The 12,307-nt window shown below is 74.2% G+C and carries 12 protein-coding genes and 1 riboswitch; of the genes, 10 read left to right on the top strand and 2 right to left on the bottom strand.

All coding sequences use genetic code 11. The annotated features are described in order from the left end of the window. Positions 1-74: 74 nt before the first annotated feature. Complete coding sequence (locus NPS70_RS20740; RefSeq protein ID WP_256525851.1) at positions 75-356, top strand: hypothetical protein; 282 nt, start codon at positions 75-77, stop codon at positions 354-356. Between the two features lie 58 nt (positions 357-414). On the opposite strand, the gene NPS70_RS20735 is transcribed toward NPS70_RS20740, so the two are convergent. Together NPS70_RS20735 and NPS70_RS20730 are read right to left on the bottom strand one after the other, a co-directional pair. Continuing rightward, positions 415-1,737 (bottom strand): alpha-2,8-polysialyltransferase family protein, encoded by a 1,323-nt coding sequence (locus tag NPS70_RS20735; RefSeq protein ID WP_256525850.1) that lies wholly within the window; start codon positions 1,735-1,737, stop codon positions 415-417. Continuing rightward, positions 1,734-2,684 carry a glycosyltransferase family 2 protein gene (locus tag NPS70_RS20730; protein ID WP_256525849.1) on the bottom strand — a complete coding sequence of 317 codons (951 nt, stop codon included), beginning with the start codon at positions 2,682-2,684 and terminating at the stop codon, positions 1,734-1,736. Before NPS70_RS20730 ends, NPS70_RS20735 begins: the two co-directional genes overlap by 4 nt. 298 nt (positions 2,685-2,982) lie before the next feature. Between NPS70_RS20730 and NPS70_RS20725 the strand changes: the two genes are divergently transcribed. The 9 genes from NPS70_RS20725 to NPS70_RS20685 all read left to right on the top strand — a co-directional run bounded on the left by NPS70_RS20725 (position 2,983) and on the right by NPS70_RS20685 (position 12,187). Further along, a complete protein-coding gene (locus NPS70_RS20725) occupies positions 2,983-3,630 on the top strand; it encodes a SurA N-terminal domain-containing protein (protein ID WP_256525848.1) in 648 nt (215 codons plus the stop codon). 20 nt (positions 3,631-3,650) lie between these two features. Next, the gene (locus NPS70_RS20720) at positions 3,651-4,637 is read left to right on the top strand and encodes a nucleoside triphosphate pyrophosphohydrolase (RefSeq protein ID WP_256525847.1); all 987 of its coding nucleotides are present in this window, start codon (positions 3,651-3,653) and stop codon (positions 4,635-4,637) included. After that, positions 4,634-6,061 (top strand): cytochrome P450, encoded by a 1,428-nt coding sequence (locus NPS70_RS20715; RefSeq protein WP_256525846.1) that lies wholly within the window; start codon positions 4,634-4,636, stop codon positions 6,059-6,061. The genes NPS70_RS20720 and NPS70_RS20715 overlap by 4 nt, the downstream gene beginning before the upstream one ends. Before the next feature lie 141 nt (positions 6,062-6,202). Continuing rightward, positions 6,203-7,213: a transglycosylase family protein gene (locus NPS70_RS20710; RefSeq protein WP_256525845.1), complete on the top strand. Its 1,011-nt coding sequence runs from the start codon at positions 6,203-6,205 to the stop codon at positions 7,211-7,213. Positions 7,214-7,492: 279 nt separating this feature from the next. Next, positions 7,493-7,671: riboswitch (cyclic di-AMP (ydaO/yuaA leader) on the top strand. 3 nt (positions 7,672-7,674) lie between these two features. Next, a complete protein-coding gene (locus tag NPS70_RS20705) occupies positions 7,675-8,325 on the top strand; it encodes a transglycosylase family protein (protein ID WP_256525844.1) in 651 nt (216 codons plus the stop codon). A 313-nt stretch (positions 8,326-8,638) separates the two neighbouring features. Beyond that, entirely contained in the window at positions 8,639-9,934 is a 1,296-nt protein-coding gene (gene eno / locus NPS70_RS20700; protein ID WP_256525843.1) for a phosphopyruvate hydratase, read from the top strand. Positions 9,935-10,078: 144 nt separating this feature from the next. Next, positions 10,079-10,552 carry a septum formation initiator family protein gene (locus NPS70_RS20695; protein WP_256525842.1) on the top strand — a complete coding sequence of 158 codons (474 nt, stop codon included), beginning with the start codon at positions 10,079-10,081 and terminating at the stop codon, positions 10,550-10,552. A 133-nt stretch (positions 10,553-10,685) separates the two neighbouring features. Next, a complete protein-coding gene (locus NPS70_RS20690; protein WP_256525841.1) occupies positions 10,686-11,234 on the top strand; it encodes a DUF501 domain-containing protein in 549 nt (182 codons plus the stop codon). Further along, positions 11,231-12,187 carry a Ppx/GppA phosphatase family protein gene (locus NPS70_RS20685; protein ID WP_256525840.1) on the top strand — a complete coding sequence of 319 codons (957 nt, stop codon included), beginning with the start codon at positions 11,231-11,233 and terminating at the stop codon, positions 12,185-12,187. The genes NPS70_RS20690 and NPS70_RS20685 overlap by 4 nt, the downstream gene beginning before the upstream one ends. Positions 12,188-12,307 lie beyond the last annotated feature (120 nt).

The raw sequence follows: 12,307 nt of genomic DNA, 5'->3' as shown, positions 1-12,307 counted from the left end.
TCCGCGGTGCGCCGCGGCCGGAACTCGACGCACGCTGACAGTCCCGCCGCTGTCACCCCAGCGTGACGAAGTCCATGCTGACAGTTGTGAACGACACCTTCGACACCGCAGTCCACACCGTCGTCGTGCTGGCCGTGCTGGCCGTCGTGGCGGTCCCCGCGATCATCGGAGCCGTAAGGGACCGCCGCGACGGCACCCGGCCGCGGGACGCGGAGGACCGCCGGGACCGCCGCACCGGTGTCCTGCTCGTCTTCGACCTCGCCTACGGTCCGCACGAGGACAGGGTCGCCCGGGCGCGTGCGCGCCGCGGCACCGGCAGGGGCCCCGGAGGCGCCGCCGGGGGCGGGCGGCGGTGATCCCGGCGGGCCGGAGCCGCGGCACCGGCCGGCCCGGGCGTCCGGCGGCTGCCCGGTCTCAGCGCAGGCGCCGGACCATCCTGCGTACCACCGGGTTGCGCCGCAGCGCCTCGCCGCGGACCGGGGCCGTGGCTCCGGGCAGGCCGAGACCGGTGAGCCGCCGGCGCTTGAAGTAGCGCGTGAGCCGCTCCTCGGGCAGGCCCGACAGGTACGCCTCGGCGGATCCGCGCAGCTCCGGGTGCGCCTTGTGCTGCATGCAGTACCCCACGGCGCGGACCAGGCCGGTGACGTCCGCCCCGAGGTCCACGGGCCGCCCGGCCCGTTCCGTGTCCGAGACGTCCGGGACCAGGGCGTCCACCAGGGTCAGCGGGATCCGGTTGCTGTTCTGGTAGGGCGTGATCCGCTCCAGCAGCAGCTCCGTGCCCACCCGCGCCGCGGGAATGCCGTACAGGGCGGCCGCGGTGACCATGGCCGTGGAGAAGCACCCCACCACCAGCTCGGGCCGGGCCCGCTCGTACACCGTCTCCGCGAGCACCGGGTCCCGCATCACGTGCAGGTCGACGTCCAGCTCCCCGGCGAGGTCCTCCAGTGCCCGGGTGGAGTCGGCCGGGGCGCTGGGGTGCGGCTTGAAGGTGATCGAGCGGTGGCCGAGGGCGGCGGCGCCGCGCAGCATCCGCAGGTGCAGCCCCGCCTCCTCCTCCGGGCTGATCAGTCCCAGCGCGGACAGGTACTGGCCCAGCAGCAGCGCGGTGGCGCCCGCCCCGCCCGCGGCCGCGCCGGACCCGACGGCCGCGGCGATCGCCGCGAGCACCGCCCGGAACTCCGCGTCCGGCACCGCCACCGGCTCCACCCCGTGCTCGGAGAGCAGCAGCGGCCGCAGGCCCGGCACCAGGTCGAGGTGGATCAGGCGGCGGATGCGGCTGCTCATCGGCAGCGGGATGTGGTTGCGGGTGGGCCCGTAGCTCATGAGGCCGTCCGCGTACACGTGGATCGGGCTGTCCGCGAAGATGGCCGCGACGGCCCGGGAGGGGTTGGCCTGGATGGACTCGCAGGCGATCTCCACCGGCCCGTCGCCCAGGTCCCAGGCCAGGCGCAGGCTGCGCTCCCACAGGACGGCGTCCTGGGCCCGCGGCGACCACCCGGCCGGGTGGTGCGGGCGGATGGCCTCGTTCCAGGAGCGCACCTCGTCGAACTCCCCGCGCAGCGCCTCGAAGCCCGCCATGGCGTCCAGCGGGACCCCCACCTCCGGGGCGGCCGAGGTGTCGCTGACCAGCAGGATGCGCCGGTGCTCCGCCCGGGGGCCGAACATCCCGGCCCGGATCGCGGCGGTGACGGTCGCCGCCGCGTACTGGGTGGCCGCGCAGAAGATCTGGATGGTCATGCCGCCGCCTTCCGCACGAGGGTGCGCCGTTCGTCGTCGAGTCCGTCGAGTGTCGCCTCCAGCACGTCGGCCGGTATGCGCCGCAGGGCGGTGGAGACCCGGGTCCGCAGCTCCCGGGCGACGGGGCGGCTGAAGCGCTGCCGCTCCCGCAGGTGGTGCGCGACGACGACGCAGTAGCCGCGGACGGCCTTGGGCATCAGCACCTCCCGCTCGGGGTCGTCCGCGACTTCGGCCAGCACCTGGTCGAAGGCCCTGACGAAGTCCAGCTGCCGCACGTCCCCGATCTGGGTGAGCGAGCCGGCGACGCCCCGGCGGTAGAAGACGCCGTGCAGGGGGACCACCGCGTAGGAGTCCGCCCGGCGGTGCAGCTGCCAGATCCAGGGCCGGTCCTCCGCGGTCCGCAGCCCGTCCGTGAAGCGGAGCAGTCCGCGGTCGAGCAGGGCCGCGTCGTAGACGCCCGCCCACGCGTAGGGGTAGTCGACCATGCTCGACTCCCCGACGGGGAGGATCGAGGTACGGGGGTCCAGCACCTCGCCCCGCCGCCCCTCGGGCGCCCTCTGGAGGGTGCGCTGCGCGCCGTTCACCTGCACGTGGTCGGTGCGGACGAAGTCCACGCCCAGCCGCTCGATCGCCTCGACCAGACCGGCCAGATGGCCGGGGCCGAGCCAGTCGTCGCCGTCGAGGAAGGTCAGGTACCGCCCGCCGGCCCGGTCGATCCCGGTGTTGCGGGCCGAGGCCAGCCCCCGGTTCTCCTCGTGGCGCACGACGACGGAGCGCGGCAGGCGGGCGGTGAGCGCGGTCAGGGCCTCGAAGGTGTCGTCGGTGGAGCGGTCCTCCACGAACACGAACTCGAAGTCGTCCCGGGCGTTGTTCGCCAGCCCTGCCACGGTGTCGGCCAGATAGGCCGACACGTTGTAGCAGGGGACGATGACGGAGAGCATGGTCACCGGGCGAGGCTAGGCGCCGCCGGTGGAGCACTCGCCGACCGCAGCATGAGCACCAGGTGAACGCCCGGTGAGCGTCGGAGTCGGAGCCGCGCCGGCCGCGGTCCGTGGGCCCGGGCGCCCGCTCGCGGCGCACTCCCGGCACCGGGCGCCCGGCACCGGGCACGCCGTGTCGGGGCCGCCGCATCCCGCCCGCCTGCGGAATCGTTTGGCGAATCAGTGGCCTGGGCCACTCCGACTGCCTACCATCGATCACCGCAAGGTCTTGTGCACCGAAGCACAATCACGCCGGGAGGCTCCTTTGCACCGCCGTCGTCGCACCGCGCTCACCCTCTCCGCCGCCCTCGTCTCCGCGCCGCTGCTGGCCGCCTGCGGCAGCCAGGCACACCCCGGGGCCGCCGCCGTCGTGGGCGGCGAGCGGATCGAGGTGTCCACCGTGCAGGCCCAGGTCAGAGACGTACGCGAGGCGCAGCAGGACGCCGAGGAGAGCGCCCGGATGATCAGGGACACCGGGCAGCTCGGCCGGGCCAAGCTCTACGACCTGATCGTGGACCGGATCGTCGAGAAGGCCGCCGCGGACGCCGGGATCACGGTCAGCCGGAAGGAGGTGCAGGACGCCCGGGCCGAACTCGCCGGCCAGTCCGGCGGCCAGGAGCAGATGGCGGCCCTCTACCTCCAGCAGCGCGGTGTGGCTCCGGACCAGCTCGACGACCTCGTCCGCCGGGACGTCCTGGTCGGCAAGCTGGCGGAGAAGCTGGGCGCCGGGAACACCCCCGAGGGCCAGGAGGCGATGAACGAGGCCTTCACCGCCGCGGCCCGGTCCCTGGACATCGACGTGAACCCCCGCTTCGGTGCCTGGGACGACGGCAAGCTGGAGCTCGGCGCCTACAAGGCCCCCTGGATCTTCCAGGTCTCCCCGGGGCAGGAGCCCGAGGCCGCCGGCGCCTGACCGGGAGGTAGGTTCGACGGATGACCGAGGAAGCATCCGCCGACGCCGGCCGTCTCGTCCTGCTCACCGCCAGTCACCGGGTGGCCCCGGGGCTGCTGTCGTGGCCCGCCTGGGCGGCCCTGCGCGCGGCCGACCTGGTGCTCTGCGCCGACGAGGCGCACCCCCAGCTCCCGTACCTGCGGGAGGCGGGCGTCGTCGTGCGCCCCGGGGTGCCCGGTGCCGAGGAGCTCGTGGCGGCCTGCGCCGGCGGCCGGACGGTGGTGGTCGTCACCTCCGGCACCGGCGACCGGCCGCTGACCGACGCCCTGGCCCGCCTCGGCGGCTCGGGCCGGGTGCGGATGCCGGAGCTGGAGCTGCTGCCCGGCTCCTACGACCTGCCGGGCGCCCGGCTGCTGGACCTGGTCGAGGTCATGGACCGCATCCGCCGCTCCTGCCCCTGGTCCTCGCGCCAGACCCACCGGGGCCTCGCGAAGTACGGCATCGAGGAGGCGTACGAGCTGGTCGAGGCGATCGAGGACGGCGACCGCACGGAACTCCGCGAGGAACTCGGCGACGTGCTGCTCCAGGTGGTCTTCCACGCCCGGATCGCGGAGGAGGACGAGGAGGAGCCGTTCTCCGTGGACGACGTGGCCGCCGGGATCGTGGAGAAGCTGATCCACCGGCACCCCCACGTCTTCGGCGACGCGCACGCCGAGACCCCCGAGGACGTCAAGGCGCACTGGCTGCGCACCAAGGCCGTGGAGAAGCAGCGCACCTCGGTCACCGAGGGGGTGCCGCTGGGCCAGCCCGGCCTGGCGCTCGCCGCCAAGCTGGCCTCCCGGGCGCGTACGGCGGGCCTCGCCGTGGAACCGCCGCCCGGTGAGGGGGTCGGCTGGGAGCTGCTGCGCCTGGCGGTGCGCGCGGAGGCGGACGGCACCGACCCCGAGGCCGCGCTGCGGGCGGCGGCCCGCGCCTACCGGGACGCGATCCGTGCTGCGGAGGGCGGCCCGGGTAGCGTCGAGGGGTGAACGCCCCGAGCACCCCGAGTACGCCGAACACCCCGGACGAACGGCCGGAGCCGCCCGCCTCGCGGCGGTCCCCGGCGGCGGACGCGCCGCGTCCCGGTTCCTCCGCACCCGCCGGTCCGGGCGCGGGGGGCAAGCAGCCCGGGGCCGCGTCCGGCGGATGCCCCCGCACGGGTGCCGGCGGGCCCGTCCCCCCGCTCTTCAGCCGGGAGTTCGCCACCGACCCCTATCCGGCCTACGCCTGGCTGCGCGAGCACGCCCCGGTGCACCGCACGGTCCTGCCCTCGGGCGTGGACGCGTGGCTGGTGACCCGCTATGCCGACGCCCGCCAGGCCCTCGCCGACCAGCGGCTGTCGAAGAACCCGGCGCACCACGACGAACCGGCGCACGCCAGGGGCAGGACCGGCATCCCGGGGGAGCGCAAGGCGGAGCTGATGACGCATCTGCTCAACATCGACCCGCCCGACCACACCCGGCTGCGCAGGCTGGTCTCCAAGGCGTTCACGCCGCGCCGGGTCGCCGCCTTCGCCCCGCGGGTGCAGGAGCTGACCGACCGGCTCATCGACGGTTTCGCGGCGAAGGGCGAGGCGGACCTGATCCACGCGTTCGCGTTCCCGCTCCCCATCTACGCCATCTGCGACATGCTCGGCGTCCCGCGCGAGGACCAGGACGACTTCCGGGACTGGGCGGGGATGATGATCCGCCACGGCGGCGGCCCCCGCGGGGGCGTGGCGCGCTCGGTGAAGAAGATGCGGGGCTATCTCGCCGAGCTGATCCACCGCAAGCGGGCGGAGCTCGGCGAGGGCGGGGCCGACGACCTGCTCTCCGGGCTCATCGACGCCTCGGACCACGGCGAGCACCTGACCGAGAACGAGGCCGCGGCGATGGCGTTCATCCTGCTGTTCGCCGGGTTCGAGACCACCGTGAACCTCATCGGCAACGGGGTCCACGCACTCCTGCGCCACCCGGAGCAGCGGGCGCTGCTCCAGGCGTCGCTCGCGGCCGGGGAGAGCGGGCTGCTGGAGACCGGGGTGGAGGAACTCCTGCGCTACGACGGGCCGGTGGAGCTGGCCACCTGGCGGTTCGCCACCGAGCCCCTCACCCTCGGCGGGCAGTCCGTCGGGGTGGGCGACCCGGTACTGGTGGTGCTCGCGGCGGCGGACCGGGACCCCGCCCGCTTCAACGCCCCCGACACCCTGGACCTGTCCCGCCGCGACAACCCGCACCTGGGCTACGGGCACGGCATCCACTACTGCCTCGGCGCTCCGCTGGCACGGCTGGAGGGGCAGACGGCCCTCGCGACCCTGCTGACCCGTTTGCCCGATCTGCGATGTGCGGGGGATCCGGACGATTTGCGGTGGCGTGGGGGGCTCATCATGCGCGGATTGCGCACTCTGCCGGTCGAGTTCACCCCGGAGAGTAGTTGACGCCCCGTCAGGGTCGTGACTTTTACGTGATCTGCGCTGCATCGACTTGTGACTTACGTTCGAATGCGGCTACGTTCACGTCGACCTCGGCGGGTGAACGACCGCCGCACGGTCCCCTGTAGTCACGCGAAAGGCAACCGCATGCTCTCCGGGAACGGACGCCACCGCCGCCCCCGCCAGGCACCGGCCATCGTCGTCGCGGCGGGGGTGACGGGATCGGCCATCGCCATTCCGCTGCTCGGCGCCGGATCCGCCTCCGCCGCCGACGCCGCGACCTGGGATCGCGTCGCCGAGTGCGAGTCGGGCGGCAACTGGTCGATCGACACGGGCAACGGCTTCTACGGAGGGCTCCAGCTGTCCCAGGAGGCGTGGGAGTCCTTCGGCGGCACGGCGTACGCACCGACCGCGGACCTGGCGAGCCGCTCCCAGCAGATCACCGTCGCGGAGAAGGTGCTGGACGCGCGGGGTGCCGGCACCTGGCAGGCGTGCTCCGTCGTGGCGGGGCTGACCGACGACGGCCCCGACAGCGCCCTCGACCCCGGCCTGGAGCCGGAGGCGGCCGTTCCTGCCGCAGAGGCCCCGGGGACCGGCTCCCCGAAGAGCGGGCCGGCGGCGGACGGGCCGGGCCCCAGGCCGGGCGAGCGCGCGGCGGAGCAGGCTGCCGCCTCCCCGTCCCCGTCCGGGGCACCCGAACCCGAGGCGGCCCCGTCCGCCGCTTCCGTGGAGCCCTCCTCGGAGCCGTCCGCGGAGCCCTCCGCACCGGCGGAGCCCGCCACGGGCGCCCCCGGGGCCGAGGGCTCCGCGGAGGAGCACGAGGGGGCCGTCGGCTCCGCGGGCGGCGGCAAGCACCGCGGCGCCCCCGCGGAGGAGGCGGGCCAGGCCCGGGCGGACGAGGCGCGCGGCGGCGGCGGCCACCCCTCGCGCGGCGACGGTTCGGTGCGCGACGGCGCGGCCGGGGACGCACCGGAGGGCTCCTACACCGTGCAGGAGGGCGACAGCCTCTGGGGCATCGCCGAGCAGGGCGAGGTCCCCGGCGGCTGGTCGGCGCTGTACGAGGCCAACGAGGCCGTCGTCGGCGAGGACCCGGACCTGATCCTCCCCGGCCAGACTCTCGAACTGGGCGCGGAGCCTGCGGAATCCCCCGCTCCGTAAGCCCCGTCCATCCGGCGATAGGTCCGGAGTTGTCCGTTCTGCGCAAGTGAGACAAGGGTCTCTTCGCCGCAACTGGCCGGTTTCGCCAGTCGATTTCGGTCACCTCTACCTCTACCTGCGGAAACGGTTCATTCAGCCCTGGCGGTTCGTCCGGTTTCTCCCCGATGTTCGTATTCGAACATCGGGGAGAGGTGTGTTTACCGTCGGAACCGCTCGCCACCGGTGGGCACCGCTGACCGTCACGCCGAATCCTGCCGTCGGTCGGGGGGAACAGTCGACGCTCGAAAAGCGCCGAAGGCAGGAGCGGGGGACCCAAGGTAAGTCGCCGGTCCCGGCGGCCCGGAAGGGGCGCCAGGGGACGGCTCGGGGTGAAGCCGCGCGCATCCGTGCAGCGCGGCCGGGCATTCCTTCCGGCCCGAACCCGACAGCTCACCTCGCAGGCGTCGGTGAGGAGTCCATCCATGCTGCGTTCCGGCACCGCCAAGCACCGTCGTCCGTCCCGCGTCTCGCGCGTCGCCGCCCTCGTCGGCGTCGCCGGAGCGGCCGTCGCCGCCCCGCTGCTCACCGCCGGCCCGGCCTCCGCCGCGACCGCCGCCGAGTGGGACGCCGTGGCCCGGTGCGAGTCCGGCGGCAACTGGTCCATCAACACCGGCAACGGCTACTACGGCGGCCTCCAGTTCTCGGCCTCCACGTGGGCCGCCTACGGCGGCACCGCCTACGCCGCCACCGCCGACAAGGCGTCCAAGGCCCAGCAGATCGCCATCGCCGAGAAGGTCCTCGCGGGCCAGGGCAAGGGCGCCTGGCCGAGCTGCGGCGTCAACCTCTCCAGCACTCCCTACGGCGGCGCGGCGGCCGAGCAGCCGCAGCAGCGCGCCGAGGTCCCGACCACCCGCTCCGAGCGGTCCGAGGCTCCGAAGCAGTCCGCCCCCGCGAAGCCGGAGACCGTCAAGAAGGGCGACGGCGAGTACACGGTCAAGGCCGGCGACACCCTGAGCGCCATCGCCGAGGCCGAGAAGGTCGACGGCGGCTGGAAGAAGCTCTTCGAGCTGAACAAGGACGTTCTGCAGAGCGCCGACGTGATCTACCCGGGCCAGCAGCTCCACCTGCGCTGACCCCTCCGCCTCCGCCGCGGGCGGCGTCCCGCTCCGCCCCGGCGGCCACGGCCGGCCCCGGCCCGGCGCACCTTCCCCCGAACGCGCCGGGCCGGGGTCCTTGCACTCCGGGGCCCCGTTCCCCCGCCCCTGCCGGAGCCCCGCGGAGCTACCGGCGGGTAGATGGCCGTCGTTTGTCCGGTTCGACGGGTTGTGATGTCCTTTTTCGTCCCACGGGGCGGGCATCGGCCGGGCTTTGACCCCGGGGCGGTTAGGCTCTTGGCGCAAGGCCAAGCAGACCCTGCACCTATCTCGCGTCACATCCCAGAAGGAGATGCTCGTGCCGTCCATCGACGTCGTCGTAGCCCGGGAAATCCTGGACTCCCGAGGCAACCCCACGGTCGAGGTCGAGGTCGGCCTCGACGACGGCAGCACCGGCCGTGCTGCCGTCCCCTCCGGCGCCTCCACCGGCGCGTTCGAGGCCCTCGAACTCCGCGACGGTGACCAGAACCGCTACCAGGGCAAGGGCGTCGAGAAGGCCGTCCTCGCCGTCATCGAGCAGATCGGCCCGGAGCTCGTCGGCTACGACGCCACCGAGCAGCGCCTGATCGACCAGGCCATGTTCGACCTGGACGCCACCCCGGACAAGTCCTCGCTCGGCGCCAACGCCATCCTCGGCGTCTCCCTGGCCGTCGCCCACGCGGCCTCCGAGGCGTCCGACCTGCCGCTCTTCCGCTACCTCGGCGGCCCGAACGCGCACCTGCTGCCCGTGCCGATGATGAACATCCTCAACGGCGGCTCGCACGCGGACTCCAACGTGGACATCCAGGAGTTCATGATCGCCCCGATCGGCGCGGAGTCCTTCTCCGAGGCGCTGCGCTGGGGCACCGAGGTCTACCACACCCTCAAGAAGGTGCTGAAGACCAAGGGCCTGTCCACCGGCCTCGGCGACGAGGGCGGCTTCGCGCCCAACCTGGACTCCAACCGCGCCGCCCTCGACCTCATCATCGAGGCGATCAAGGAGGCCGGCTACGTCCCGGGCAAGGACATCGCGCTCGCCCTCGACGTCGCCGCGTCCGAGTTCTACAAGGACGGCGTCTACGAGTTCGAGGGCAAGTCCCGCTCGGCGGCCGAGATGACCGAGTACTACGAGGAGCTCGTCGCGGCCTACCCGCTCGTCTCCATCGAGGACCCGCTCTTCGAGGACGACTGGGCCGGCTGGAAGGTCATCACCGACAAGCTCGGCACCAAGGTCCAGCTCGTGGGCGACGACCTGTTCGTCACCAACCCCGAGCGCCTCGCCCGCGGCATCGACGAGGGCATCGCCAACGCCCTGCTGGTCAAGGTGAACCAGATCGGTTCGCTCACCGAGACCCTGGACGCCGTCGAGCTCGCCCAGCGCAACGGCTTCAAGTGCATGATGTCGCACCGCTCCGGCGAGACCGAGGACGTCACCATCGCCGACCTGGCCGTCGCCACCAACTGCGGCCAGATCAAGACCGGTGCCCCGGCCCGCTCCGAGCGCGTCGCCAAGTACAACCAGCTGCTGCGCATCGAGGAGATCCTCGACGACGCCGCGGTGTACGCGGGCCGCTCCGCCTTCCCCCGGTTCCGCTCCGCGGACCAGTAGGCGCCCGGCGCCCCCGGGACCGCCGAGTCCGCCCCGCGGACCGGCGGCCCCGGCGGCCGCCCAGTGCACCACGCCTCCGTACGTCCCCGTCCCCGGTCCCGTACCGTGTCCGGGGACGTACGCGTGTGAAGGGGAGGCGAGACCATGGCGCGCAGGCCGGAGCCCGACCGGTTCTCCACCGCGACCAGGCTGCGGCTGCTCGGGGAGCAGACCGCCGCGCGCGTCTACCGGTCCCAGAGCCGCCGCCAGGACCGCCGCTCCCGGCTGACCGGCCGGGCCGCGTTCCTGGCCCTCGTCGTCTGCTCCCTGGTCGTCGCGCTCGCCTACCCGATGCGCCAGTACGTCTCGCAGCGTGCGGAGATCGCCGAGCAGGAGCGGCTGATGGACGAGGCACGCGCCCAGGTCGAGCGGCTGCGCGACGAGAAGGCCCGGCTCCGGGACGACGCCTACGTACGGCGGCTGGCCCGGGAGCACCTGCACTACGTACTCCCGGGCGAGACCGGCTACACGGTGATCGACCCGGAGGCGGCCCAGGAGCGCCGGGAGGACCCGGGCGCCAGCGACCGGCCCTGGTACTCGAACGTGTGGAACGGGGTCGACGACGCCGACCGCGAGTAGAGGACGCCGGCCGCACCCGGCCGGGCCGCCGGCGCATCCGGCCCCGGGCCGCACCCGGACCCCCGCGCCGCGACCGGCGCACGGCACCACACCAGCGAACGAACCCATCAGCGGACAGAGCAGCAAGGCAGGCATGGACACCCCTCCTCCCACCACCGAGCACACCGAGCCGACCGAGGCGGACGTGATCGCGTTCGAGCAGCAGCTCGGCCGCCCGCCGCGCGGACTGCGCGCGATCGCCCACCGCTGCCCCTGCGGCCGCCCGGACGTCGTCGAGACCGCCCCGCGCCTGCCGGACGGGACTCCCTTCCCCACGCTCTACTACCTGACCTGCCCGCGTGCCGCCTCCGCGATCGGGACCCTGGAGGCCGAGGGCGTGATGAAGGAGATGCAGGCGCGCCTCGCCACCGATCCCGAGCTGGCCGCCGCCTACCGCGCGGCCCACGAGGACTACATCGCCCGCCGCGACGCCGTCGAGGTCCTCCGGGGCTTCCCGAGTGCCGGGGGCATGCCCGACCGGGTGAAGTGCCTCCATGTGCTCGTCGGCCACTCCCTCGCGGCCGGGCCGGGCGTCAACCCGCTCGGCGACGAGGCGCTGGCCATGCTCCCCGAGTGGTGGCGCAAGGGCCCGTGCGTCTCCGGCTGCGCCGAGGACGGCGAGTCCGGGGAGGGCGCCCGATGACCCGCGTCGCCGCCGTCGACTGCGGCACCAACTCCATCCGGCTCCTGGTCGCCGACGTCGACACCGCCACGGGGCGGCTCGCCGAACTCGACCGCCGGATGACGATCGTGCGCCTCGGGCAGGACGTCGACCGCACCGGCCGCCTCGCGCCCGAGGCCCTGGAGCGCACCTTCGCCGCCTGCCGCGAGTACGCCGCCGTGATCGGGGACCTCGGCGCCGAGGCGGTGCGCTTCGTCGCCACCTCCGCCTCCCGCGACGCGGAGAACCGGGACGACTTCGTCCGCGGTGTGCGCGACATCCTGGGCGTCGAGCCCGAGGTGGTCACCGGGGACCGCGAGGCGGAGCTCTCCTTCACCGGGGCCACCCGGTCGCTGGCCGGCCGCGAGGACCTGGACACCCCCTACCTGGTGGTGGACATCGGCGGCGGCTCGACGGAGTTCGTGGTCGGCGGCGGGGGCGCCGAGGACGGCGGCCCGGGCCTCGCCGCACGGTCCGTGGACATCGGCTGCGTGCGGCTGACCGAGCGGCACGCCCCCGGCAGCCCCGCCACGGAGGAGCAGATCGCCGCGATCCGCGCCGACGTCGAGGCCGCCCTGGACCTCGTGGAGCAGAGCGTCCCCCTGGCGAAGGCGCGGACCCTGGTGGGGCTGGCCGGGTCGGTGACCACCGTAGCGGGGATCGCCCTCGGGCTGGACGCCTACGACTCCGAGGCCATCCACCACGCCCGCATCCCCGTCGAGCGGGTCGCGGAGATCTCCCGGATGCTGCTGGGCGCCACCCACGACGAGCGCGCCGCGATCGGGGTGATGCACCCCGGCCGGGTCGACGTCATCCAGGCCGGAGCGCTGGCGCTCCTCACGATCATGGAGCGAACGGGGGCCCGCGAGGTGGTCGTCAGCGAGCACGACATCCTCGACGGGATCGCCTACTCCGCGGCGGGCGGGGTGCGCTGAGGCGCGCCGTCCGGCGGCCCGGCTGCCGGTCGGAGCGTCACGGCCTGCGGTGGGCGTCCCGCCGGTCGCCCGTCTCGGCCACGAGGGCGGCCGGGCCCGCCCGTGGCCCGGCCGCCTCCG

The sequence above is a fragment of the Streptomyces sp. C10-9-1 genome (assembly GCF_024497955.1).
GTDB classification, from domain to species: domain Bacteria; phylum Actinomycetota; class Actinomycetes; order Streptomycetales; family Streptomycetaceae; genus Streptomyces; species Streptomyces sanyensis.
This window is presented reverse-complemented; position numbering and strand designations above follow the sequence as displayed.